Raw genomic sequence first — 23,765 nt, forward strand, 5'->3', positions numbered from 1 at the left:
TGATGAAGCTCCCTCGCACCCGCGTCCGGGTGGTGGCCGCCATTACCGCCGGCCTCACCGTGGCCGGGGCCACCGCGGTGCTCACCGCGAACAGCGCACAGGCGGCCGCCGGCTGCCGCGTCGAATACGCCATCACCAACTCCTGGCAGGGTGGCTTCGGCGCCAACGTGACCATCACCAACCTCGGCGACGCGATCAACGGCTGGCGACTCACCTGGTCGTTCGGCGCCGGGCAGACCATCACCCAGCTCTGGAACGGCTCGGTCGCCCAGTCCGGCGCCCAGGTCACGGTCACCAACGCCAGCTACAACGGCAGCATCCCCACCAACGGCACCGCGGGCTTCGGGTTCAACGGCTCGTGGAACGGCTCGAACCCGGTGCCCACCGCGTTCGCGGTCAACGGCACCGCGTGCACCGGTAGCGTCGGGCCGACCACTCCGCCGCCGACGACGTCGGTGCCGACCACCGCGCCACCGACGACGGCTCCGCCCACCGGGTGCGCTCTTCCGTCGACGTACCGGTGGTCGTCGACGGGCTCGCTGGCGAACCCGCGGTCGGGATGGGTGTCGCTCAAGGACTTCACCTACGCCCCGTACAACGGGCGGCATCTGGTCTACGCCACCACCCACGACACCGGAACCACCTGGGGCTCGATGAACTTCGGCCTCTTCTCCAACTGGTCCGAGATGGCCTCGGCCAGCCAGAATGCGATGTCGTCGGGCACGGTGGCGCCGTCGTTGTTCTACTTCGCTCCCAGAAACATTTGGGTGCTGGCCTACCAGTGGGGTGGGACCGCGTTCTCCTACCGCACCTCCAGCGATCCGACCAATCCGAATGGCTGGTCGTCGCAGCAGGTGCTGTCCACCGCCACCATCTCCAACTCCAGCACCGGTCCGATCGACCAGGCGTTGATCGGTGACAGCAGCAACATGTACCTGTTCTTCGCCGGGGACAACGGCCGCATCTACCGGGCCAGCATGCCGATCGGGAACTTCCCGGGCAGCTTCGGCAGCCAGGCCACGGTGATCATGACGGACACCACGAACAACCTGTTCGAAGCGGTCCAGGTCTACAAACTCCAGGGCCGAACCCAATACCTCATGATCGTCGAAGCCATCGGCGCGCAGGGCCGCTACTTCCGCTCGTTCACGGCGACCAGCTTGGGTGGGACGTGGACGCCGCAGGCGGCCAGTGAGAGCAACCCGTTCGCGGGCAAGGCCAACAGCGGCGCGACGTGGACCAACGACATCAGTCACGGCGAGCTGATCCGTAGCAACGCCGACCAGACCATGACCGTCGACCCTTGCAACCTCCAACTGCTCTACCAAGGCCGCGCCCCCAACTCCGGCGGCGACTACGGCCTGCTCCCATACCGACCGGGCCTCCTGACCCTGCAACGCTGAACACCTACGACGGCGGGCCCGGCACACCACCGGGCCCGCCGTCGGCGTAGCGGGCGGCGATCGCGACGGCGCGGTCGCGCAGCGAGGTGCGCAACCATTGCGGGGCCAGGGCTTCCGCGCTCGTGGCGAGCTGCCACAGCGCCCACTCGGCGTGTCGCGAATCCTGGAACGTGACCTCCATCCGCAGCCAGCCGTCCGCGTCGGTCTCTTCGGCGAGGACGGCAAGCGCCGTGCCCACAAGGGTTTCCCGCCGCGCCGGGTGCACCCGAAGCCGCACGGCGACCTGATCGCCGCCGGTCCGAAACCGCGTGCTGCGTTCCCGCCAGATCTGGTCCAGGTCGACCCGGTCCGGCCGCTGCGCCGGTTCGGAGAGTGCCTCCGCGGCCAGCACCCGCGACAGCCGGTAGGTGCGGTCGGCACCGGACCTCGTCGCCAGCAGGTAGGCCTGGTCGCGGACCGTGACAAGGCCGATCGGGTCCACCGTGCGCCACTTCGGCGCCTGGCCGACCGCCGCGTAGTGGATGCGCAGCTTGAGTCCCGCGAACACCGCGCGCCGGACCTCCCCCACGACGGCCTCGGGCACCTCCTCGGCGACCAGCCGGCGCGAGAGGAGGTCGGTCTCCGGGTCGACGAGCAATCGCCGCGCGGCGCCGGCCGCGGTGGCCCGATAGCTTTCGGGCAGCGCGTCGACCACCTTGCGCATGCCCGACGCGAGCGCCGAGCCGAGGCCGAACGCCTGCGCGCCGCTGCGCGATCCGGCGACCAGCAGGGCGAGCGCTTCGTCGTGGTTGAGCCCGGTGAGCTCGGTCTGGAAGCCGGGCGACAGCACGAACCCGCCGTGCCGACCGCGTTCGGCGTACACCGGGACGCCGGCCGCGGACAGCGCCTCGATGTCCCGCAGCACGGTGCGGGTGGACACCTCCAGCTCGCGGGCCAGCGTGGCCGCGGACAGCCGACCGCGCTGGCGCAGCAGCAGCACGAGCGAGACCAGCCGGTCGGCGCGCATCCGAAAACTTTACATGAATACACGACACAGGATGTCGTGATTCGTTGGGAGGCTGATCAGCAACAACGTCGACGACGAACGGAGCTGAAGTGGCAGTGGAACGAACGGCGGTCAACCCGGTGGCCTGGTCGGTGGAGATGGGATTCAACCAGGGTGAGGTCGTCTCCGGGCACACCCGGACCCTGTACTGCTCCGGGCAAACCGCGATGAGCGAAGACGGCAAGCCCCAGCACGACGGAGACATGGCGGCGCAGTTGGCGCTCAGCGTCGACAACCTGGAGGCGGTTCTCGGCGAGGCCGGCATGTCCCTGGCAGACCTGGTCCGGCTCAACGTCTACACCACCGACGTCGACCTGCTGTTCCAGCACTACGGCGTGCTGGCGTCGAGGTTGGGCGCCGCGCGGGTGGCACCGACCACCACGATGCTGGGCGTGACCCGGCTGGCGATCCCCACCCTGATGGTCGAGCTCGAAGGGACCGCCGTCGCGTGATTCCCGTGCTCAGGATGGTGACGATCGGCGTCTACGGCTTCGACCGCGAGTCCTTCCTGCGGCGGCTGCGGCACGCTGACGTCCGCCTGCTGCTCGACGTACGCCAGCGCCGCGGTGTCCGCGGACCGGAGTACGCCTGGGCGAACTCGCGGCGGCTCCAGGCGGCCCTCGCCCAAGCCGGGATCGCCTACGAGCACCATCCTGAGCTCGCCCCGACCACCGAGCTACGCCAGCTCCAGTACGCCGAGGACGACCGCCGCGGGGTCGGCAAGCGCTCGCGGCGGGAGCTCGCCGCCGAGTACACCCGCCGGTACACCACCGAGATCCTCGACAGCGCCGACCTCGCACCGATCGTGTCGGCGCTGCCGAGCGGTGGGACAGCGGCGCTGCTCTGCGTCGAGCGCGATCCCGAGGCCTGCCACCGCTCGCTGATCGCTCAGCGGCTGACCGAGCGGCACCGCGTCACGATCGAACACCTGCGCCCGATGTGATGGACGGGCTGGGCCTCGCCAATGGCCGGCGCCAGCCCGTCCGGGATCGAGGGTTGGAGCCGGGTCAGGCCAGGTCGTACCGGTCGAGCTCCATGACCTTGGTCCAGGCCGCGACGAAGTCGTTGACGAACCTGTCGCGAGCGTCCTGGCTGGCGTAGACCTCGGCCAGGGCGCGCAGCTGCGAGTTCGAGCCGAAGATGAGGTCGACCGCGGTGGCCGTCCACTTCAGCTGGTCGGTGGCCGAGTCGCGGATCTCGTACACGTGCTCCTCGGACTTCGACGCCTTCCATTGGGTACCCGGGGAAAGGAGGTTGACGAAGAAGTCGTTGGTGAGCATGCCGGGCCGGTCGGTGAGGACGCCGTGCTGGCTGTCTCCGACGTTGGCCCCGAGGGAGCGCAGGCCGCCGATCAGGACCGTCATCTCAGGCGCGGTCAGGTCGAGCATGTACGCACGGTCGACGAGCAGCACCTCCGGCTGGGTCTTCTCGCCGGGGCGCAGGTAGTTGCGGAAGCCGTCCGCCCGGGGCTCGAGGACCCGGAAGGTCTCGACGTCGGTCTGCTCCTGAGTGGCGTCGGTGCGGCCCGGGCGGAACGGCACCGTCACGGAGAAGCCGGCGTCGCCCGCCGCCTTCTCGACGGCGGCCGAGCCGGCCAGCACGATCAGGTCGGCCAGCGAGATCTTCGCGCCGCCGGCGTCGTTGAACTCGCGCTGGATGCCTTCGAGAGTCTCCAGGACCGTCGCGAGCCGCTCGGGCTGGTTGACCTCCCAGCCGCGCTGGGGCTCGAGACGGATCCGGGCGCCGTTGGCGCCGCCACGCTTGTCGGTGGAGCGGAAGCTCGCGGCGGAGGCCCAGGCCGTGGAAACCAGCTGGGCGGTCGTCAGGCCGGACTCCAGGACCTTCGACTTGAGGACGGCGATGTCGGCGTCGCTCACCAGCTCGTGGGTAACGGCCGGCACCGGGTCCTGCCACAGCTGGGGCTCGGCGACCCACGGCCCGAGGAACCGGCTGACCGGGCCCATGTCGCGGTGCAGCAGTTTGTACCAGGCTTTGGCGAAGGCCAGCGCGAACTCGTCCGGGTTTTCCAGGAAACGGCGCGAGATCTTCTCGTACACCGGGTCGACGCGCAGCGACAGGTCGGTCGTGAGCATCGTCGGCTTGTGTTTCCTCGACGGGTCGTAGGCGTCCGGGATGATCGCCTCGGCGTCCTTGGCGACCCACTGCTTGGCACCGCCGGGGCTCGTGGTCAGCTCCCATTCGTAGCCGAAGAGGATCTCGAAGAAGCGGTTGCTCCACCGCGTCGGCTGGTCGGTCCAGGTCACCTCGAGGCCGCTGGTGATCGTGTCGGCGCCCTTGCCGGTGCCGTGGGTGCTCAGCCAGCCCAGGCCCTGCGCCTCCAGCTCGGCGCCCTCGGGCTCCGGGCCGACATGGTTGTCGGCGATGCCGGCGCCGTGGGTCTTGCCGAAGGTGTGGCCGCCGGCGATGAGGGCGACGGTCTCCTCGTCGTTCATCGCCATCCGGCCGAAGGTCTCGCGGATGAAGTGGGCCGCGGCGGCTGGGTCCGCGTTGCCGCGTGGGCCTTCCGGGTTGACGTAGATGAGACCCATCTCGGTCGCGCCGACACCCTCGGCCACCTCCTTGTCGGACACGTAGCGCTCGTCGCCCAGCCAGGTGTCCTCCGGACCCCAGAAGATCTCCTCGGGCTCCCACACGTCCTCGCGGCCGAAGCCGAAGCCGAAGGTCTTGAAGCCCATCGACTCCAGGGCGACGTTGCCGGCGAGCACGAGCAGGTCGGCCCAGGAGATCTGCTGGCCGTACTTCTGCTTGACCGGCCACATCAGCCGGCGGGCCTTGTCGAGGTTGGCGTTGTCGGGCCAGCTGTTGAGCGGGGCGAAGCGCTGACCGCCGTCGCCGGCACCGCCACGACCGTCATGGATGCGGTAGGTGCCCGCGGCGTGCCAGCTCATCCGGATCATCAGGCCGCCGTAGTGACCGAAGTCGGCCGGCCACCAGTCCTGGGAGGTGGTGAGCACCTCGGTGATGTCCCGCTTGAGGGCTTCGACGTCGAGCTTCTCGAACTCCTTGGCGTAGCTGAACCCCTCCCCCAGCGGGTCGCTCTTGTCGGAGTTGGCGTGCAACACCGAAAGGTCGAGCTGGTTGGGCCACCAGTCCCGGTTGGTGTGCGGGCGGCCACCGGTCTTCGGGGTCGGCGAGTCGATCGCCGGGTTCTCGCTCTCGCTACCGTGCGCGGTGACGGAGTCGTGCGCGACCGGGCAGCCGGCCGCCGCCTTCTCGTCCACGCCCTGCGCGCTGGCCGGGGCGTTGTCCTGGGTGTCGCTCATCTGCTTCCTTCCGAACTGGCGGTCAGTTGGGCGTGCGGTTGGTCGCACAGTCGGGGCAGGTGCCCAGATAGACGACCTCCGCCTCGTCGACCACGAAGCCGCGGTCGTCCGAGGCGGTGAGACAAGGAGCGCGCCCGGCAGCGCATTCGACGTCGGCGATCGCACCGCAGGAGCGGCACACGAGGTGGTGGTGGTTGTCCCCCACCCGAGACTCGTAGCGGGCGGTCGCACCGGCGGGCTGTATGCGCCGGACCAGACCGGCGTCGGTGAGCGCCCGCAGCACGTCGTAGACCGCCTGGCGGGAGACCCCGGGGTGATCGCCCCGGACCAGCGCGAGCACCGCGTCGGTGTCGACGTGCGGGTGGTCACGCAGCGCGGCCAGCACCGCCAACCGGGGCCGGGTCACGCGCAACGAGGCTTCCCGCAGCCGCGCCTCGAAGTCCGGGTTCACTCGATCAACATAACACTAATCTGGAGTGATTCAAGTTTTCCGGCAGATCTTGCCGGTACCAGCCGCCGCGCGGCGCCCGACACCCATGGTGCACCGCATACCCACGCGAGGAGGTCCAAACCGCGGGCTACCGTCATGGCCTCTGGCCACGGTCCTGCTGTGCGCCCGCGCGGGTCGTCCAGGCCGACGACCAGGCACCGCGTACGACGCCGGCCTGACCAGCCCGCGGCACCGCCCATCGGCGCGGTCAGAAACGACAGCCCACATCCCACCCGGGGAGCGCCGAGCGGTCGTCACGTCTGTCCATATAGGACATATGCACTCGCTGGCCTCGACGTCCATATAGGAGGACCGGTTGCTGGGCAGCCGAACAGGCTGGAATGGTATGCCGCCGGACCAGGCCGTGCGACCAACGGATGACCGGTCTCGGTCAGGTGGCCGCGCTCCGCGAAAGCGGGGGACCCATCCGCTTGGTAGTGTCGGGTGTGACCTGGGTTCTGTCGTGCTAACGGCTCGTGGTGCGGCGTGATCATGGAAGGAACGGGTGACCAGTCGACGCGCGGGCCGCACCAACCCAAGGAGTCTCGATGTCACTCACCCCGGCCGACGTTCACAACGTCGCTTTCAAGAAGCCTTCCATCGGCAAACGCGGCTACGACGAGGAACACGTCGATGCCTTCCTGGACGAACTCGAACAGGAGCTCATCCGCCTGATCGAGGCGAACAACGACCTGCGCATCCTGATGACGCGGGACCGCGCACAGGCCGGCGCGGACACCGACCAACAGCTGGCCACCGCCTTGAACGAGTTGACCGCCCAACTCGACCGCGTCCACCGGGAAAAGGCATCCGCGGAGCAGGTCGCCCGTGCGACGCAGGCCGAGCTGGGGCAGGCACGCGCACAGACCGGCGCAGTGGCCGCCCGCGACCGTGAGCAGGCATCCCAGATGCTGATGATGGCTGAGCGCACCGCCGACACTCACCTCGACGAAGCCCATCGCGAGGCCCGCGACGTGTTGTCCGACGCCCGCTCGACGGCGCGGCAGATTACCGGCGACGCACTGGCCGATGCCGATGCCTTGGAGCGGGGCGCACGACAGCGCCACGACGACGCGATGAGCGGCCTAGAGGCCGAGCGCACCGCGGCCCAGCACCAGCTCGAGGATCTTGAGGCATTTGAGCAGGAGTACCGGTCACGGCTGGCGGCACATGTCGAAAGCCAGCTGCGCGAGGTGGACGGGAGCGACGAGCTCAAACCCTGACGGTCCGAACGCGGCCGCAGGTCCATCCACGGGTGCGCGTGCCCCGCGGCCTCCCACGCCCCTGCCGCCACCCGGCGCGACCAGGACAGCGGCAGCTGAGCCCGCGACCTCAGCCGCCGGTTTCGGCCCCGTCGACCGGGCCGACGTCAAAAGGTGTCCGAAGTCGCTTCATCGCGGCCTCGCTCTCGTCTGGAACGGCTTGGCGCGGTCCCGACGTGTCCGCGTGCGGCGCCGGCCGGAAAAGCTCTCCGTCGGAAGAAGGCGCCTCGAGGGCGGGCTCGGGTGTCGCCTTACCAGTCATTTGCGCTCCAATTGCGAGACCGATGGATAGGCCCCGGACCTCGCGAAATTGCAATCCGGGCGGGTTGGGTGTACGCCTCGCGTACCCCGAGAACCCAACGGTACGCGCAATCCGCTCACGTGAGGTCGGGGCCAAGAGCGGACTACTACAGGACCGCTCCGCGCGGTGCCACCTCGATGGCCGCCACCCCCCTGCCGTAGAGAATCACGAGCCGGTCGCCGTGCCTACTGCGAAGCACGCCGGACTGCTCGGCAAGGGTCGAAACGACATGTTCGACCAGCTCGTCCTCGTCGGTGGTCTGAGGCTCTTCGTAGGTGATGTCCATACGCTCGCCGCCGGTGAGCCGGACGCGAAGCACTACAGTTGCCATAACGTCGAACCTAACCCCTCGGTCGAGGCGGTGCCGGCAGGCCGTCGACACCCTGTTCATGCACGCGGGAGCGGCCATGTCAAAGACAACCAGCCGAGTGTTGGCCGGCGTCGCCGTTGCCACCTTGGCGGCGGCGGGTGTGGCGGCGGTCATCCGCTATCGCCGGGGAGGGCAAGCTCCCGCGGAGGAAGGTGCCCACCTCGACGAACTCCAGGTGCGGCTGACCGAAGCCGAAACGCCGGGCGATCTTCAGCCGACACGTGTGCGGCGGGTCCTCGAAAACCTTCAGCGAAATCAGGGCATATCGGCAGCCCAGCTGGTGCGGTGGATCGCTGCCCTCCGGCATGGGACCCTTACCCCCGAGCAGGCGACGGTGGCGGAGAGCGACTTCGACACCCTTGAGCGGGAGGCAGATCAAGGCGGCGCATGACAGCCCCGGCCGCGGTCGCTGTCCGATATCAGGTCGCTTCCTCGGCCGGCCCGCCGGGAAATGTCCAACACCGGGCTATGCACGTCCTATATGGACCGAACTGGAGTGGCGCCCGCGGGGGCGTCTTCGGCTTCCCCCGCGTTCTCGGCGGTGCCGGTCGGGCACCGGCTGAGTCCGGACCGCGCTCAGCGGCGTCGCCACACGCGAGTTGGAACCTACCGCCGGATAGGTAGTCCGGAGAATGGGCGTCGTGAGCGTCGAGTCGATTCTGCTTTTCGTCCTGGCCGCTGTCGCGGTGATCGTCGTGGTGCGGTGGGTCGCCGACCGGATCGGCTTGCCGGCCGCGGCGCTGCTCCCGCTCGTCGGCATCACATACGCGTTGCTGCCCGGGCCGAACGTCGCGCTCGATCCGGACATCATCCTGACGTTTGTGCTCCCGCCGCTGCTGTACAGCGCCGCTCTGGACTCCTCGTTGCTGGCGATTCGCCGCAACATGCGCACCGTGGTGAGCCTTTCGGTGGTCCTGGTCCTGCTCAATGCGCTGGTGATCGGCTTCGGCTTCGCCTGGTTCGTCGCCGGCGCGACCGTGGCCGCCGGCATCGCGGTCGGTGCGGCGGTCGCGCCGCCGGATCCGGTGGCCGCGCTGGCGGTCGGGCGCCGGGTGGGGCTGCCGCCCAGGCTCCTTACCCTCATCCAGGGTGAGGGGCTGTTGAACGACGCCACCGCGCTGACGATCCTGAGCGTCGCCGTCGCGGCGGCGACCGGTGACGGTTTCTCGGTCCCGTCCACGCTTCGCCTGTTCCTGTTCGCGGCAGCGGGCGGCGTCGCTGTGGGCATGCTGGTCGCGTTCGCCGTCCGCCTGCTGTCGCGGCCGCTGAGTGGCGATCCCTTGATGGTCAACGCCGTCTCGTTGGCCACCCCGTTCGCCGCCTACCTGCTGGCGGAACAGATTCACGTCTCCGGCGTGCTGGCGGTGGTCGTCGCGGGGCTGATCGTCGGACACCAGCGGCCGCGGTCGACGTCGGGCGCGAGCCGGCTACAAACCAGTGCCGTCTGGCGACTGGTCGACTTCCTGCTCGAAGGCTTCGTGTTCCTGCTGATCGGGCAACAACTTCCCGCGGTCGTACGCGGGCTCGCGAGATACGACACCTCCACCATCGTCATCGCGGTCGCGATCACGGTCGGCGTCGTCCTGCTGCTGCGTCCACTGTGGCTGATGCTGACCCAGTCCCTACCCCGTTCACTCCACACCTGGCTGGGTAGCGAAGCGGCCGGCGAGCGCCAGAGCCAGCGGCTGAACGGCCGGGAGGTGCTCGTCCTGAGCTGGTCGGGCACCCGCGGCGTGATCAGCCTGGCGGCCATCTTCACCCTCCCGCTGACCACCGACAGCGGAGCCCCGTTTCCGGACCGCGACCTGCTGCTGTTCTGCACGTTCGTCGTCGTGCTCGCCACCCTCGTCGGTCAGGGCCTCACGTTCGCACCGATCGCCCGCGCCCTCGGGCTGCGCGCGGACGAGGCCGACCAGGCCCGCCAGCGCAACGAGGCGCGTGCGGCTTCCGTCGAGGCCGCGCTCGCCGCGCTCGACGACGTGGAAGCCGAGGAACACGACGACATCCACACCGATGTGATCGAGGCGACGCGCACGCAGCTACGCGCCCGGCTGGCCCGCTACCAGGGCCGGCTCGACCTGCTCCGCGAGAGCGACTCCACCGACCTACCCGTGTCGCCGCGCTACGAAGCCGCACTGCACGTACGCCGCGTGGCGATCGACGCCCAACGCGAGGAGCTCCTGCGGTGGCGGGATGCCGGCCGCCTGCCCGACGACGGCCTGCGGACTCTGGAACGCGAACTCGACCACGAAGAACGACTACTACCCGACCGGCCGGCACGCCGCTGACTGTGCGTCAGGCCGGCGCCGGCTCGGGCGCCGCCAGCAGGCTGGCGCGGGACACGCGAGACGGCATCGGTCGGCGCACCGCCGCGAAGAGCCGTGCCAGCGCGGCCGACCGGCCAGCCGTGGCCGTGACCGCGGCGACGGCGTCCGCGCCCCCATCGACCCAGCTGTTCCAGCTTGACCGTTCGGCGGGGTCAAGCCGGTCGTGGGCGACCGCCAGATCCAGCAGCGACCCGGCGATCTCCCGGCACATGTCCGGCTTGTACCTGAACCGGCTGGCGATGACCCCCAGTTGGCACACCGTCGCGGTGCCACCGGCCACGGCGATCGAGATGTTGAGGTGTGACTCGACGCCGAAGTGAGTCGGCAGCACCCCGTCGAGGAAGCGGCGGCGGATCGCCCGGTACCCGGTGAGCGAGTTGGCGCCCAAGCTACCGACCTCCGGGAAGAACTCGGCCACCAACGGCTCGTAGATGGTGAACGTGCTGCTCAGGATCGTCCCCACGTCCGCGTACTCATAGTCGCCCACGATGTGGTCGGCGGTGCCCGACACAGCCGCCTGCCGCAACGTCGCCGGCACGTTGGCATCGGACGAAACCAGGTCCGCGTCCAGGAAGCAGAGCCACGGCGAGGTGCTACCGGCGATCGCCGCCGCCATGGCCGCTCCCTTGCCGCGGGGCCCGCGAAGCACCTCGGCGCCCGCCGCCTCCGCCCGCCGCGCCGTAGCGTCGCTCGACGCGCTGTCCACCACGAGAACCCGGTCGCCCGGCTGCGCGGCCACGCACGCCTGGCCGACGATCGTGGCGATGTTCTCTTCCTCGTTGCGCGCGGGAATCACGAACGTGAACACAGACCGTGCCTCCATCGATGGGCGAATCACAGCGGATCTGGGAAGTACCAGGGCACAGGTCAGAGGGAGGGCCGCCTCCCCTTTGCGATCGCCTCAGCGATCCTCGGTCGGTGGCGGCACACTGGTCGGCGGCGGAATGGCGACGCGCATCGGCGATCCCAGCGAGGTCCGGGCCGGCTACCGTGCCAACAGCCTATGCCACCGGTACGCCGAGAACACTCTCGGGCGGCGGCCCTGGCGCATTTGCCCGCAGGGGTCCATCGTTAAGCTCATGGCGCAGACCTCGCACGGGACGGACCGGGACCTTCAAGCCGGCATCGCCGACCTACTGGAGCGCATGGCCGGCGAGACCGCGCACGTCGGCGTCTCGGTCCGGGGCGGGATGGTGATGCTCTTCGGCGAGGTGGGCAGCACCGCCGAACGCCTGCGGACCAGGCAGGCGGCGATGGGCGTGCTCGGTGTACGCGGGGTCGCCGACGAGATGGTCGTGCGCGAGCCGGGCACCCCCGGCGCCTCCGACGCCGACCTCACCACACTCGCCAACCGGCTGCTGGCCACGGACGCCGCCGTTCCCGCGGGCGCGGTCCGGGCCGGCGTGCGTGGCTGTGTGCTCACACTCTCCGGCGCGGTGGCCGTGACCGGGCAGCGGGACGCTGCCGCACGCGCGGTCCAAAATCTGCCGGGGATCGTCGGTCTGTGCAACGACGTCCGCGTCGCCAAGCCGCCTGTGGATGGCAACCGGCGGTCGAGCTGACGGCTCGCTCAGCGACGGCGCCCGTACGAAGTCGGGGCTGTGGCAAGCCCAAGTCGCCAGGTCCCTGGTGCCGGCGCCTCACCGAGTCGTACGCCTCAGGCGATCGCTGGTCTCCAGTTCGCCGCCGCACCTGCCGCCGATGAGCGGCGCGCGATCGACCGGTGTACCCGCCTGGCGACTTCGCCACCACCCTACACCTGGCGAAGATCCGGGGATCCGGCGCTTCGAACCGAAGCTCCGGATCCCGTATCGCCCGACCACAACTACTGCCGCGTCGCCGGCCGGGCAACGCCATGAGCCTACGCCGCTCCCAACTGTGACGTACGTCAACAATGTCGGACTTGTCGACCGGCCGCAGAAAGCGGCGCCGGATTTCAACGCCGGCCGGCGCGGCCGGAGGCGACCTCCCGAACCGCCTGATCCGGACCGAACTGGCGTACTGTGAAAGGTCGCCGGAAGCGACCACATCCCAGCTCTGAGGTGCCCGCCACACCGGCCCTTAAAGGGGATGCCCATGTCCGTCTCGCGCCCGACCGAAGCTGACCGCGCCGCCGCAACCGCATCGTCGGGCTGGGCGCCAGCATGACGGATGCTCGCGCCGCCGCGCTGGCCGACTACCTCCACCAGAGGGCCGCCGCCTTCTCGTTGTCCGCCGACGTCAACGACGCCCAGGAAACAGCGCACGCCGGCATGGCGCTGCTCGACGCGGCGGCGGTCGCCCAGCGGCTCGGGCCCAAGGATGAGATCATCAGGACCCTGTCCGAGGCAGGACGCTTCGAAACGATGCCGGACGGCAAGGCGGTCTTTCTGGAAACCAGCGAGCTCCGCACCGCGATACAACGGCCACTGCTCGGCAGCCGGATGACCGGCCACGAAATCCTCGCCTTGGTCGTCAGCACCGCGCGCCGCCCGTAGGCGGCACCGCCTGAGCAAGGTAGGGAGTTCAGCGGGTGCGGCCGGCTCGGCGTGCCGCGCGTTCGGCTCGGGCTGGTGCACCGACCTCATGCAGGTGTCGCAGCGCCTGGCGGTACGAGGTGACGAGGCTGGTTTGTTCGTAGGCGACACCGATTTCGGCGCAGTATGCCCGCACGATCGGCTGGGCCTTACGCAGGTTCGGGGTGGGCATGGCGGGGAACAGGTGGTGCTCGATCTGGTAGTTCAGGCCGCCCAACGCCGCGTCGGTCAGCCAACCGCCGCGAACGTTGCGGGAGGTCAGCACCTGCTTGCGCAAAAAGTCTTCGTCGCCGGTCGGGTGCGGCATGCCCTTGTGGTTGGGTGCGAATGTCATGCCGAGGTAGACGCCAAACAGCGCCTGATGCACGAGCAGGAAGGCGATGGCCTGCACCGGTGAGAGGACAATCAGCAGTGCCGACAGGTAACCGGCGGCATGCAGGATCAGCAGCGCGGCCTCGAGGCGGCGGTGTTTCACCGTGCGGTTTCGCAAGGCCTTGACGCTGGAGATCTTCAGGTCGGCGGCCAGCAGGGTGAGCAGCGGGAAGAACAGCAGGGCCTGGTGCCGGGTGATGAAACCCTTCAGCCCACGGCGGCCCAGCGCCGACTCCGTGGCCCAGATGAGTACCTCGGGTGCGACGTCCGGATCGAGGTCGTCGTGGTTGGGGTTGTTGTGGTGGCGGGTGTGCTTGTCCATCCACCAGCCGTAGCTCATCCCGATACCGAGGTTTCCGGCGAGCCGTCCAGCGACCTCGCCGGGGCGTTTGGTACGAAACACCTGACGGTGTGCCAGGTCATGCGCCACGAGCCCGACCTGGGCAAACGTGACGGCGAGGAACACAGCCGTGATCATCTGCCACCAGGAGGAACCGATGGCGAAGAACGCGATCCAACCGCCGAGGAACATGAGCGTGACCACGCTCAGCCGCGCGAGGTAGTAGGCGGGTCGGCGCTGCATCAGCCCCTCGCCGTTGATCCGGCGGGACAGCACAGCGAAGTCGCTGCCGGTCGGCGCCGTTCGCGACGGCGTCACGGTGATCGTCATGGTTCCATCAAACCTGCTGCCGGCCGCCTCGTCAGGAGCGCTACGACCTGCGGCGTGGTGGTGCTAGCACCACCATCGACTCGCCCGCCGGTGGGCACAATGTGGTTGTGCAGATGCCAGGGACCGGCGCTCGCCTGCGCGGATGGGGCAGGCACGGTGTGCGCTCCGTGTTGGGCGGGATGGCCGCGACCGGTCTCGCGTTCACCAATATCCCGCTACTCGCCGTGTCGGTGGTCGCGCTGGCCCTGGCGCCAGTGCCGTTTCTCGGCCTGGCGCTGACACCGTGGACGATGACCCTGGTCCGCAAGCGCGCCGACCTCGAGCGCCGACGTGCCTCACGGACCGGTGTCCTGGTGACCCGCCCGTACCATCCGCCGCCGGAACGGGCCATGGCCGGCGGCTGGCAGCGCTTCCGATGGATCGTGACGGACCCAGCCACCTGGCGCGACCTGGCCTGGCTCCTGCCCGGCGCGATCGTCAGCTTCGGGCTCGGCGTGATCGCCGTGGCCGTGCCGCTGTACGGCCTGGCCGGCCTGACGTTGACACCGTTGTGGATCTGGCTCGGCACCGGCTGGTACGGCTACGGCGCGGTCTGGTCCATCGACACATTCAGCGAAGGCCTGCTCTGCATACCCCAGGGCGCCATCATCCTCGCCGTCGGCCTGCGGATCGCGCCGTTGCTGCGCCGTGTCGACGCCCTCTTCGCCCGGCTCCTGCTCGCGCCGACCACCACCGCCGCACTCCGGCTGCGCGTCACCCAGCTGACCATCACCCGCGCCGACACCGTCGACGCCCAGGCCGCCGAGCTGCGCCGTATCGAACGCGACCTGCACGACGGCGTCCAAGCCCGGCTCGTCTCACTCAGAATGGTGATCGGCTTGGCCGACACCCTGATCGACCGCAATCCGGCCCAGGCCCACAAACTGCTCGCCGAAGCACGAGAATCCAGCGGCGCGGCGCTGGTCGAGCTGCGGCACCTCGTCCGCGGCATCCACCCGCCGGTACTCGCCGAACGGGGACTCGCCGGCGCTGTCCGCGCGCTGGCGCTCAGCCTCCCGGTACCGATCACCGTCGACGTCGACCTGCCCGGGCGACCGGACACACCCGTCGAATCCGCCGCATACTTCGCCGTCGCCGAGGCACTGACCAACATGGTCCGGCACAGCCGCGCCCACACCGGATCGGTGTCCCTACGGCACGCCGATGGGACGCTGACCATGACGGTCACCGACGACGGCGCAGGCGGCGCGGACCCCGCCACCGGCACCGGGCTGCACGGCATTCAACGGCGCCTCGCCGCGTTCGATGGCACGATGGCCCTGTCCAGCCCGCCCGGGGGACCCACCGTCATCACCATGGAGCTGCCGTGCGCGTTGTCATCGCCGAGGACCACGCCCTCCTCCGCGACGGACTGACCCGCCTGCTGCGGGCGTTCGACTTCGACGTCGTCGCGACCGTCGACAACGGCCCCGCCCTGCTCCCGGCCCTCATCTCCCACCAACCCCAGGTGGCGATCATCGATGTCCGCCTCCCGCCGACGTTCACCGACGAAGGCCTACAGGCCGCGATCGCGGCCCGCGCCCAGATTCCCGGCCTCCCGGTCCTCATGCTCTCCCAGCACGTCGAGCCCATGTACGCCCACGAACTGCTCACCGCCCCCGGCGGCGGCGTCGGCTACCTGCTCAAAGACCGCGTGTCCGACGTCGAGGAGTTCGTCGACGCCGTCCGCCGGGTCGCCGGCGGCGGCACCGCCATGGACCCCGAAGTGATCTCACAGCTACTCGACCGCCGAGAGCCCCTCGCCGTCCTCACCGCACGCGAACGCGAAGTGCTCGCGGTCATGGCCGAAGGCCGCTCCAACGCCGCGATCGCCGCCAAACTCCGCATCACCGAGAAGGCCGTAAGCAAGCACATCAACAACATCCTCACCAAACTGAACATGCCACCCTCCGACGACGACAACCGCCGCGTCCTCGCCGTCCTGGCCTACCTCAACGCCTGACGGCTGGAACGGACACCAGACACCGAATACGACGGCCCGTTGCCGCCCTCATGACCTGGCCGCCGAGTACACGGTGGCCGGGTGGTCGTTGCCGAAAACCCGCCGGCAGCTGGCCAGGGTGTCCGTGGCTCGAGAGCGTCCTGCGGTGCCGGCACAGCAACCAGGGGGCGGCCGCCTGGTTCAACGATCCGGCGCCCCGGGGGCAGATGCGGGGCAGCCGGCGTTCGGGGGATCCCGGCTGCCCCACGTACTGGAGGGAGTGCCCTTGCCTTTCCAGCATCGGTAACCTGCTGGCACGCAGCAATTGGGGTAATCCCTCAATCTGCCAGCGCTACTTCTTCACCAGTGGCTTGCCGTCCTTGCAACGGCCGACCATCTACCGACGACGTTCTCGCCGGTGACATCGCCGGCTTTCTTGTCGCCGACGAACCGGTACAACGGCCAGCTGCGCCGAAGGGCTCCGGCGTGGCGCCGAGGATGGCGGCCATACCCGCGCTCAGCGCTACGATGCCGCGTGCGATCGCGTGAACGACAGTGAGGGTGTGGGCCGGCTCTCTTCTGATCTGTGTCAAAAGGCGCGGAGTAGCACCGGGACTGGACCGAGCATCGTGGCTGTGTACAGGGTTTGCGCCTATTCCCGATGCCGGCCCGGCGGTCGACCACGGTGTGGCCGGTGCCCATCCCACCTCTGGCAGCGGGCCGTCGTCGCCGAGGCGAGCGGGATCGGCGATGTCGTCCTCATGATGCGCGCGGTTTCGTCTCGACGCGCCGCGTCCGGAGGGTTCGCGTGATCCCTACCGCCGGCATCCGAATTGAGGTCACCGTTCCGCTGCGTTTCGTCGATGGCTACACCACTTTGGCAAGGCTCTTCACGTTCACCGGGCTGGTGGACGGGCGCGAGCATGTGGCGCTGCGGCTGGGCACGATCCGATCCGGCCAGCCGCCGCTGGTCCGCCCGCACAGCGAGTGCCTGACGGGCGACGTGTTCGGCAGCCAGCGTTGCGATTGCGGACCGCAGCTGCGTGAGTCGGCCGAGCGGATCACCGCCGCGGGCGGATATCTGCTTTATCTACGGCAAGAAGGCCGCGGTATCGGCCTGTACGCCAAGCTTGAGGCCTACACGCTCCAGGACACCGGGCTGGACACCTACCAGGCGAACCTCGCCCTGGGGCATGCCGAGGACGAACGGGACTACACCGTCGCCGCCCAGATGCTGCACGCACTCGACGCTGGCCAGATCGCACTACTGAGCAACAACCCGGACAAGGCCAGACAGCTGGACCGGCTCGGCATCGCCGTCACCGAGCAGGTGCCGACCGGGGTTCACGTATCCGTCGCCAACGCCGGATATCTGGCCGCCAAGGCCAAGCTCGGCGGCCACATGATCCCGACGACCATCTGCGACCGCGGGTAGGTCTCCTGATGGAAATAAGCGTGCGGTCCGGCTGCCCGTGGCCATCGCCACCCGCCCATGCGAAGGGATTTGCCAAGTGTTGTGGACCGGCCCGGTCAGTGGGCTCGCTGTACAGACCGGTGTGCTCCTCGCTCTGGCCGGGTTGGTCGGCCTGACACGGGCGGGCTGGGTGCTCGGCCTCGGGTACGCGATGGCGCTGACCGGCCTGCTGACCCATGGCCTGCGCCGGTCCGAGCAGGGCCGGCTAAGCCCGGCCGACTGGATCACCCTGACCCGCGCGATCCTCGTCGGCGCGGTTCTGGCACTGTCGGCATCCGTCCCCGGATCGGTCCGGATGATCGTCGCGATCGCGGCGCTCGCGCTACTTCTCGACGCGGTCGACGGTTGGATCGCCCGGCGCACCGGCACCGCGTCGCCACTCGGCGCTCGGTTCGACATGGAGGTCGATTCCTTCCTCCTGCTGGTACTCGCCATCTACGTCGCCCGGTCGGCCGGCGCGTGGATCGCCACAATCGGCCTGATGCGCTACCTGTATGCCGCCGCCGGCTGGGCACTGCCCTGGCTGCACGGCCGAGTTCCGTACCGGTACTGGCGCAAGGTCGTCGCCGTGGTCCAAGGCATCGTTCTCACATGCGCCGCGACCGGGATCTTCCCCACCTCGCTCATGCACATCGCTCTCGGCGCGGCGCTGGCCCTGCTTGTCGAATCCTTCGGGCGGGACGTCGTCTGGCTCGCCGCCCAACGTGGCACCCACCTCACCACACTGGGCCGCCTCGCGTTCCCAGTCTCGGCCGGCTCCCTCGCCTGGGACGGGCAACCCCTGCTCTCGGCCGGCATGGTCGCCGGCCGAGACGACTCGCCCTCCTAGCCACAGACGTGACCGGCTGGACAAGCCGGCAGCGGCTGACCCACACGCGCGCCGCGCCGACGCGTCGTGGACCCTCCCGCGCCGACGACAAGACCGCACGTGTGGAATCGCTCAGATCGTAACGGCGAGCCCAAGGCAGATCGCCACGTCGAACGACCGGGAGATCCGGCGTCGGCGGTGACCGGCGTCACCACGGGAGCCCGCGGGAATGCGCGGTCGGGCGAGCCGGTTGTACCGGGTGGTCGAACGTTTCTGTGTTCGTGGTTTACCTGTCCACGCCTGCGGATTCCGCGGGCGTGCCGCTGTTTCTTGGTTGAGATGGTGCGGTACCGCCGCTGCGACAACCGGCCGGCGGACCGCGACGCGGTTCGCGTCCCATCTCCTCCAGGAAGGCACTACATGGCACAGGGCACTGTGAAATGGTTCAACGACGACAAGGGCTTCGGCTTCATCATGGTCGACGGCGGAGGCACTGACGTCTTCGTCCACTTCTCCGCCATCCAAACGGCGGGCTTCCGCAGCCTGGCCGAGGACCAGCGGGTCGAGTTCGACATCGCCCAGGGCCCCAAGGGCCCGCAGGCCGAGTACGTCAAGGCCCTGTAAAGCTCCGAGGACCCGGGTACGGCCCCGTAACGACGCGAGGTCGCACCCGTCAAGCCTGCAGCCCCTCATCCGGCAACCCGGTCGGGGGGCTGTAGCTGTGTTCAACGGCCGATTACAGGATCGCTCCGCGCGAAGCCACCTCGATGGCGGCGACGCCCCTGCCGTAGAGCACCATGAGCCACGCTACCCAGGTCAGCCCCGTCACTTGCGTTCCAAGGGGAACGGTGGTGGACTGTGATTAGCACTCGCATTATCTGAGTGCTAACCGAATGGGATGAGACCCCGATCCGGGGCACCGTGCGGCGGTCATCGCAGGTCGGTCCGACCAGTGCCACTCGGCACGAGGAGCAGAGGACGACGCAGATGACCAAGTTGATCGTTTTCGGTGACGAGGCCCGTCGCGGCCTGGAACGCGGCATGAGCATCCTGGCGGACACGGTGAAGGTGACCCTGGGCCCGAAGGGTCGCAACGTCGTGCTCGACGCCGGGTGGGGGGTGCCCACGATCACCAACGACGGGGTCAGCATCGCCAAGGAGATCACGCTCGACGACCCGTACGAGAAGCTGGGCGCCGAGTTGGTCAAGGAAGTCGCCAAGAAGACCGATGACGTTGCCGGCGACGGCACCACGACCGCCACTGTCCTGGCCCAGGCACTCGTACGGCAGGGACTGCGCAACGTCGGCGCCGGTGCCAACCCGATCGCGCTCAAACGTGGCATCGAGGCCGCCGTCGCAGCGGTGGTGGAGGCGCTGAGGAACCAGGCCCATGAGGTGGAGACCAGGCAGCAGATCGCCGCGACCGCCTCGATCTCCGCCGCCGACCCGGCTATCGGGGAGATCGTCGCGGAGGCGATGGACAAGGTCGGCAAGGAAGGCGTCATCACCGTCGAGGAGAGCAACACCTTCGGCCTGGAGCTTGAGCTCACCGAGGGCATGCGCTTGGACAAGGGCTACATCTCGCCGTACTTCGCCACCGACACCGAACGGATGGAAGCCGTCCTCGACGATCCGTACCTGCTCATCGTCGACCACCGCGTCTCGCGTCTGAGCGACCTGCTCCCGGTCCTGGAAGAGGTCACACGCACTGGCAAGCCGCTGGTGGTCATCGCCGAGGATGTCGAAGGCGAGGCCCTCGCCACCCTGGTCGTAAACAAGGTCCGCGGCACCTTCGCGTCACTCGCCGTCAAGGCACCCGGCTTCGGTGACCGCCGCAAGGCGACCCTCGCCGACCTCGCCATCCTCACCGGTGGCCGGGTCATCAGCGACGAGGCCGGCATCGCACTCGACCAGGCCGGCCTGGACATGCTGGGCCGGGCCCGAAAGGTCGTCGTCACCGCGGACGAGACGACGATCGTCGACGGCGCCGGTGACGCCGAGTCGATCGCCGGCCGGGTCGCCCAGCTCCGCTTCGAGATCGACAACACCGACTCCGACTACGACCGGGAAAAGCTGCACGAGCGCCTAGCGAAGCTCGCCGGCGGCGTCGCGGTCATCAAGGTCGGCGCGGCCACCGAGGTCGAGCTCAACGAGCGCAAGCACCGCATCGAGGACGCCGTCCGCAACGCCAAGGCCGCCATCGAAGAGGGCCTGCTCCCCGGAGGCGGGGTGGCGTTGGCCAACGCGGCGGCCCACGCCCTGGACAAACTCGACCTGACCGGTGACGACGCCACCGGCGCGAACATCGTGCGTCTCGCCCTCACGGCGCCGCTCAAGCAGATCGCCAGCAACGCCGGCCTCGACGGCGCCGTCGTGGCCGAGAAAGTCACCACCCTGCCACCGGGCCACGGCCTCAACGCCGCGACCGGCGAGTACGTCGACATGGTCAAGGCAGGCATCGTCGAGCCCACCAAGGTCACCCGCTGCGCCCTCCAGAACGCCGCGTCAATCGCCGCGCTGTTCCTCACCACCGAGGTGCTCATCGCGGAAAAGCCCTGACACTGCCCGCACGCGCGTACTGTCATTGTCTACCGGTTCGTTGCCGCTCCAGTCCCCGGCGGCGCGTCCACCGCCATCCAGACGCACCGGGAGCCGGACATGTTCGAGCCGGTAACGCCGACACACGCCATCACCACAATGAGCGCCAGCGACCGCCTGCACGGGCTGGTCGATCGGGTCGCGGCCGGCGACCGGGTGGCGTTTCGACGTCTGTACACCCTTCTCGCCCTGCGGGTCTGGCGCGACGCCGTCCGGGCGCTGCCGCGTCCGCTCGACGCCCGAGCCGTGACGCGGTCGACGTTCGTGGAGGTGTGGCACATGGCCAGACACCACGTCGGCGCGGCCAGCATCGACAACCGCGCCTGGATCGCGGCGATCACCGCCCGCCGCGCCGACGACCGGCTCCGCGTCACCGGCATTACCAGCTCCCTACGCGACGACCATGACAGCCATACCCTTCGGGAACTCTCCGCACTGCTGGGGCGCCGGCCACGCAACGACCCGGATCGGTCTGGCATCCCATACCAGCGTCGACGCCCCTGACCCCGGTGGTGCGGGACGTTGGTTGCGGTCATCGTGCCGTCCACTGTGTCTGTCGGGTATGGACAGAGCGGTCACCGCCGAGCACCCGGCGGCCGGGCGTCGCCGATCGGGCCACGACCGTGGCCCGGCACGTCCAGGAAGGAATGCCCTATGGCCACCAACGCCTCTGCCTACCCGACCGACGTGGGAGCCGACACCCCTACAGTGACCGAGGCGCTCGCCGTGGCAGTGGCCGCGGCCGGCCTCGCCCCGTCGTTCCACCACGTCCCGCCGTGGCGGTGGCACATGACCGGCGACGGGCTGGACCTCCACGTCGAACCCAGCCGCCTTTCCGACCTCACCGACCCGGACGCCCGCCTGGCGATTTTGAGCTGCGGAGCCGCGTTGCACCACGCCCGGGTCAGCCTGGCCGCGCAGGGCTGGCGCGCCACCGTGACCCGGATACCCGACTCCGCCCGGCCCGAGCACCTCGCGCGGCTCCAGGCGGACGGCCCGGCGCCGACACCGATCGAGGCGCTGACGGTACGCCGCGGACAGACCATCGGGGTACGCCACACCGACCAGCGCCCGCTGTCCGGCCGGCGGATCGGCCCCGACGAGTTGACCGCGATCATCACAGCCGTCCACGCCGAAGGCTCACTGCTCCACGTCCTGTACCCAGACCAGGTGCGCCACCTCGCCGCCGTTCCTTCGCAGCCAGCCTGGGCCACAGTCCGCGACCGCGACTTCGGCCACGACGGTGAACAGCACCTCAGCGCCGGATACGACCGGTCAGCGCTGTTCGCGATTCTCTACGACCGCGGGGACCAACCACTGAACTGGCTACGCGCCGGAGAAGCGCTGTCCGCGGCCTGGCTCACAGCCACCGAGGTCGGCGTTTCCCTCCTCCCCCTCAGCGCCACCGCCGAGATGGTCGGCACCCGCCAGGCGATCCGGACCCTCCTCACCAGGGTCGGCCACCCGTACCTGGTCCTACGCCTGGGCACCATCGACCAGGACGACGCCGGTCAGGCCCACGCTCCGCAGCAGCCGATCGACCGGATTTTCGAAGTGTCGTAACCGGTGGCCAGCCTGAACGGCGTCGTTCGGGGTCAAACCGGAGAACACCTCGCGCGGATACCGCTGCTCAAGCGCTGGCGGGTTGACTAGCTTTCGGGCCGTCCGATCGCGGTTAGGTCGATCTGTAGCATCCGCAGCAGGGAACCGTTCTCGTGCGTATCGACGACAATGGGCAGTTGCCGGTCGACCCAGTCGGCCCTTTCGTGCAGTCCTCTGGACCGCAGCGCCTCGATGATCCGAGTCTTTTCGACGTGCATCACTGCCACCTTCGAGGGATGCCGGCATGCACGCCGGGTCGGGCTGACTGACGCACGCCTCCTACTGTGCCGGGCTCGGAACGGGACGGCCGTGACCGCCTTCGGCCTCCCACGCGTCCTCAGCCGTGCCGTCGATCGGACGTGTGGTGGGGATGCTGACGGCCAACATGATGTGTTGGGCGTGGACGAGATTGGTGGTCGTGGCGGCCAGCACCATGGCCGCGTCGGCCATGCCGTCGGCGGTGTTGGGTGGGACGACGAGCAGGTCGATCCGATCGTTGTCGCCGATCGCGGTCAGCAGACTGACCGGTTGGCTGGTGAAGTAGCCCAGCCGCAGGACCCGGCCGGCCACGCCGAGGCGACGAGGGTGGCTGTCCCAGCCGGCGGCCGCCAGAACCAGCCGGTTGACCGGTCCGCGGACCTTGTCGAGGGCCAGAACCAGGCCCGGTAGCTCGGCGACGGGGTCGGTGGAGCGCGGCCACCAGGCACCGTCCAGCAGGGTACGGCGCGAGCCGGTGGACTCCAGCCGCAGCCGTGGGGTCGATGGCGGCGCCAACGAGGTGATGATCATGCGTTCGGCGGCAGTCGTGGCGCTCATGGTCGGCTCCTCGCCCGTCGCCGGTGTCGCCAGTCGAAACCGGCGGCGGGCTGGTTGGGGGTGCGGTGGCTAGGGTGCCGGATGTCCGGGCGCGGGTCAGTGGCGCTGGCGGGACAGGCGGCGTAGCTGGGTGATCCTGGCCGCGCCGACCGCCATGGTCAGGAGTGCGGCGCCGGTGGCGGCGACGAGCAGTGCCAGGGCCAGCGGCAGGCTGCCGTCCATCCACAGGAAGTCGACCCGCACACTGCGGGTGTTCTGCACCATGAACACAATCAGGATCACCGACAGCAGCGCGGTGGCGCAGATACCGAACCAGGCGGCGCCGGTGCGGGTGCGCGGCACTCGGTTGGCGGACGCTGTCGGGGGCGAGACCGGAACTTCTGGCGGCACCGCGGTGGCCAGGTCATCGGAAACGCCGCGGAAACGACGCAAGTCGTTGGACATGA

The 23,765-nt window shown here is 69.3% G+C and carries 26 protein-coding genes; 16 read left to right on the forward strand and 10 right to left on the reverse strand.

All coding sequences use genetic code 11. The features are described 5' to 3' along the window. Window positions 1-2: 2 nt before the first annotated feature. Window positions 3-1,403 carry a non-reducing end alpha-L-arabinofuranosidase family hydrolase gene (locus tag ACTMTJ_RS17205; protein WP_441217633.1) on the forward strand — a complete coding sequence of 467 codons (1,401 nt, stop codon included), beginning with the start codon at window positions 3-5 and terminating at the stop codon, window positions 1,401-1,403. 4 nt (window positions 1,404-1,407) lie between these two features. On the opposite strand, the gene ACTMTJ_RS17210 is transcribed toward ACTMTJ_RS17205, so the two are convergent. Further along, window positions 1,408-2,409, reverse strand: coding sequence for a helix-turn-helix transcriptional regulator (locus tag ACTMTJ_RS17210; RefSeq protein WP_441217635.1), 1,002 nt, complete (start codon window positions 2,407-2,409; stop codon window positions 1,408-1,410). A gap of 89 nt (window positions 2,410-2,498) precedes the next feature. Here ACTMTJ_RS17210 and ACTMTJ_RS17215 point away from each other — a divergent pair, with 89 nt between their 5' ends. Both ACTMTJ_RS17215 and ACTMTJ_RS17220 read left to right on the forward strand, forming a co-directional pair. Continuing rightward, complete coding sequence (locus ACTMTJ_RS17215; RefSeq protein WP_441217637.1) at window positions 2,499-2,900, forward strand: RidA family protein; 402 nt, start codon at window positions 2,499-2,501, stop codon at window positions 2,898-2,900. A gap of 14 nt (window positions 2,901-2,914) precedes the next feature. Further along, window positions 2,915-3,391: a DUF488 domain-containing protein gene (locus tag ACTMTJ_RS17220; RefSeq protein ID WP_441217733.1), complete on the forward strand. Its 477-nt coding sequence runs from the start codon at window positions 2,915-2,917 to the stop codon at window positions 3,389-3,391. Between the two features lie 64 nt (window positions 3,392-3,455). On the opposite strand, the gene katG is transcribed toward ACTMTJ_RS17220, so the two are convergent. Both katG and ACTMTJ_RS17230 read right to left on the reverse strand, forming a co-directional pair. Continuing rightward, on the reverse strand, window positions 3,456-5,732 hold the full coding sequence (katG, locus tag ACTMTJ_RS17225; protein ID WP_441217639.1) for a catalase/peroxidase HPI: 2,277 nt from the start codon (window positions 5,730-5,732) through the stop codon (window positions 3,456-3,458). Between the two features lie 22 nt (window positions 5,733-5,754). Continuing rightward, entirely contained in the window at window positions 5,755-6,183 is a 429-nt protein-coding gene (locus ACTMTJ_RS17230; RefSeq protein ID WP_441217641.1) for a Fur family transcriptional regulator, read from the reverse strand. Between the two features lie 587 nt (window positions 6,184-6,770). On the opposite strand from ACTMTJ_RS17230, the gene ACTMTJ_RS17235 reads away from it, so the two are divergent. Further along, the gene (locus ACTMTJ_RS17235) at window positions 6,771-7,445 is read left to right on the forward strand and encodes a DivIVA domain-containing protein (protein ID WP_441217643.1); all 675 of its coding nucleotides are present in this window, start codon (window positions 6,771-6,773) and stop codon (window positions 7,443-7,445) included. Window positions 7,446-7,891: 446 nt separating this feature from the next. On the opposite strand, the gene ACTMTJ_RS17240 is transcribed toward ACTMTJ_RS17235, so the two are convergent. Further along, window positions 7,892-8,269: a hypothetical protein gene (locus ACTMTJ_RS17240; protein WP_441217645.1), complete on the reverse strand. Its 378-nt coding sequence runs from the start codon at window positions 8,267-8,269 to the stop codon at window positions 7,892-7,894. Here ACTMTJ_RS17240 and ACTMTJ_RS17245 point away from each other — a divergent pair. Together ACTMTJ_RS17245 and ACTMTJ_RS17250 are read left to right on the forward strand one after the other, a co-directional pair. Further along, complete coding sequence (locus ACTMTJ_RS17245; RefSeq protein WP_441217647.1) at window positions 8,256-8,546, forward strand: hypothetical protein; 291 nt, start codon at window positions 8,256-8,258, stop codon at window positions 8,544-8,546. The two genes, ACTMTJ_RS17240 and ACTMTJ_RS17245, sit on opposite strands and share 14 nt — an antisense overlap. 241 nt (window positions 8,547-8,787) lie before the next feature. Beyond that, entirely contained in the window at window positions 8,788-10,443 is a 1,656-nt protein-coding gene (locus tag ACTMTJ_RS17250) for a Na+/H+ antiporter (protein WP_441217649.1), read from the forward strand. Window positions 10,444-10,450: 7 nt separating this feature from the next. Here ACTMTJ_RS17250 and ACTMTJ_RS17255 read toward each other — a convergent pair whose 3' ends face one another. Next, on the reverse strand, window positions 10,451-11,290 hold the full coding sequence (locus tag ACTMTJ_RS17255) for a glycosyltransferase family 2 protein (protein ID WP_441217651.1): 840 nt from the start codon (window positions 11,288-11,290) through the stop codon (window positions 10,451-10,453). Window positions 11,291-11,561: 271 nt separating this feature from the next. On the opposite strand from ACTMTJ_RS17255, the gene ACTMTJ_RS17260 reads away from it, so the two are divergent. Together ACTMTJ_RS17260 and ACTMTJ_RS17265 are read left to right on the forward strand one after the other, a co-directional pair. Then, a complete protein-coding gene (locus tag ACTMTJ_RS17260; RefSeq protein ID WP_441217653.1) occupies window positions 11,562-12,044 on the forward strand; it encodes a BON domain-containing protein in 483 nt (160 codons plus the stop codon). A gap of 582 nt (window positions 12,045-12,626) precedes the next feature. Then, window positions 12,627-12,959, forward strand: coding sequence for a hypothetical protein (locus tag ACTMTJ_RS17265; RefSeq protein ID WP_441217655.1), 333 nt, complete (start codon window positions 12,627-12,629; stop codon window positions 12,957-12,959). A 28-nt stretch (window positions 12,960-12,987) separates the two neighbouring features. Here ACTMTJ_RS17265 and ACTMTJ_RS17270 read toward each other — a convergent pair whose 3' ends face one another. Further along, on the reverse strand, window positions 12,988-14,040 hold the full coding sequence (locus tag ACTMTJ_RS17270) for a fatty acid desaturase family protein (RefSeq protein WP_441217657.1): 1,053 nt from the start codon (window positions 14,038-14,040) through the stop codon (window positions 12,988-12,990). Window positions 14,041-14,198: 158 nt separating this feature from the next. Here ACTMTJ_RS17270 and ACTMTJ_RS17275 point away from each other — a divergent pair, with 158 nt between their 5' ends. Beyond that, window positions 14,199-15,455 carry a sensor histidine kinase gene (locus ACTMTJ_RS17275; protein ID WP_441217659.1) on the forward strand — a complete coding sequence of 419 codons (1,257 nt, stop codon included), beginning with the start codon at window positions 14,199-14,201 and terminating at the stop codon, window positions 15,453-15,455. Beyond that, window positions 15,407-16,042 carry a response regulator transcription factor gene (locus ACTMTJ_RS17280; protein WP_441217661.1) on the forward strand — a complete coding sequence of 212 codons (636 nt, stop codon included), beginning with the start codon at window positions 15,407-15,409 and terminating at the stop codon, window positions 16,040-16,042. Before ACTMTJ_RS17275 ends, ACTMTJ_RS17280 begins: the two co-directional genes overlap by 49 nt. 339 nt (window positions 16,043-16,381) lie before the next feature. Here ACTMTJ_RS17280 and ACTMTJ_RS17285 read toward each other — a convergent pair whose 3' ends face one another. Continuing rightward, a complete protein-coding gene (locus tag ACTMTJ_RS17285; RefSeq protein ID WP_441217663.1) occupies window positions 16,382-16,723 on the reverse strand; it encodes a hypothetical protein in 342 nt (113 codons plus the stop codon). 109 nt (window positions 16,724-16,832) lie between these two features. Between ACTMTJ_RS17285 and ACTMTJ_RS17290 the strand changes: the two genes are divergently transcribed. From ACTMTJ_RS17290 to ACTMTJ_RS17315, 6 genes are all read left to right on the forward strand, one after another. After that, the gene (locus ACTMTJ_RS17290; protein WP_441217735.1) at window positions 16,833-17,456 is read left to right on the forward strand and encodes a GTP cyclohydrolase II; all 624 of its coding nucleotides are present in this window, start codon (window positions 16,833-16,835) and stop codon (window positions 17,454-17,456) included. 76 nt (window positions 17,457-17,532) lie between these two features. Next, window positions 17,533-18,324: a CDP-alcohol phosphatidyltransferase family protein gene (locus ACTMTJ_RS17295; protein WP_441217665.1), complete on the forward strand. Its 792-nt coding sequence runs from the start codon at window positions 17,533-17,535 to the stop codon at window positions 18,322-18,324. A gap of 399 nt (window positions 18,325-18,723) precedes the next feature. Then, a complete protein-coding gene (locus tag ACTMTJ_RS17300; protein WP_441217667.1) occupies window positions 18,724-18,927 on the forward strand; it encodes a cold-shock protein in 204 nt (67 codons plus the stop codon). Window positions 18,928-19,290: 363 nt separating this feature from the next. Next, window positions 19,291-20,862, forward strand: coding sequence for a chaperonin GroEL (groL, locus tag ACTMTJ_RS17305; RefSeq protein WP_441217669.1), 1,572 nt, complete (start codon window positions 19,291-19,293; stop codon window positions 20,860-20,862). Between the two features lie 99 nt (window positions 20,863-20,961). Then, the gene (locus ACTMTJ_RS17310; protein WP_441217671.1) at window positions 20,962-21,405 is read left to right on the forward strand and encodes an RNA polymerase sigma factor; all 444 of its coding nucleotides are present in this window, start codon (window positions 20,962-20,964) and stop codon (window positions 21,403-21,405) included. A 150-nt stretch (window positions 21,406-21,555) separates the two neighbouring features. Continuing rightward, window positions 21,556-22,464 carry a nitroreductase gene (locus ACTMTJ_RS17315; protein ID WP_441217673.1) on the forward strand — a complete coding sequence of 303 codons (909 nt, stop codon included), beginning with the start codon at window positions 21,556-21,558 and terminating at the stop codon, window positions 22,462-22,464. 86 nt (window positions 22,465-22,550) lie between these two features. Here ACTMTJ_RS17315 and ACTMTJ_RS17320 read toward each other — a convergent pair whose 3' ends face one another. The 3 genes from ACTMTJ_RS17320 to ACTMTJ_RS17330 all read right to left on the reverse strand — a co-directional run bounded on the left by ACTMTJ_RS17320 (window position 22,551) and on the right by ACTMTJ_RS17330 (window position 23,763). Next, a complete protein-coding gene (locus tag ACTMTJ_RS17320; RefSeq protein ID WP_441217675.1) occupies window positions 22,551-22,721 on the reverse strand; it encodes a hypothetical protein in 171 nt (56 codons plus the stop codon). Between the two features lie 61 nt (window positions 22,722-22,782). After that, a complete protein-coding gene (locus tag ACTMTJ_RS17325; protein WP_441217677.1) occupies window positions 22,783-23,319 on the reverse strand; it encodes a DUF5994 family protein in 537 nt (178 codons plus the stop codon). 96 nt (window positions 23,320-23,415) lie between these two features. Beyond that, on the reverse strand, window positions 23,416-23,763 hold the full coding sequence (locus tag ACTMTJ_RS17330; protein ID WP_441217679.1) for a lipopolysaccharide assembly protein LapA domain-containing protein: 348 nt from the start codon (window positions 23,761-23,763) through the stop codon (window positions 23,416-23,418). Window positions 23,764-23,765: the final 2 nt, after the last annotated feature.

Origin of the sequence: Phytohabitans sp. LJ34, from assembly GCF_052068095.1 — a bacterium.
Taxonomy (GTDB): Bacteria; Actinomycetota; Actinomycetes; order Mycobacteriales; family Micromonosporaceae; genus Phytohabitans.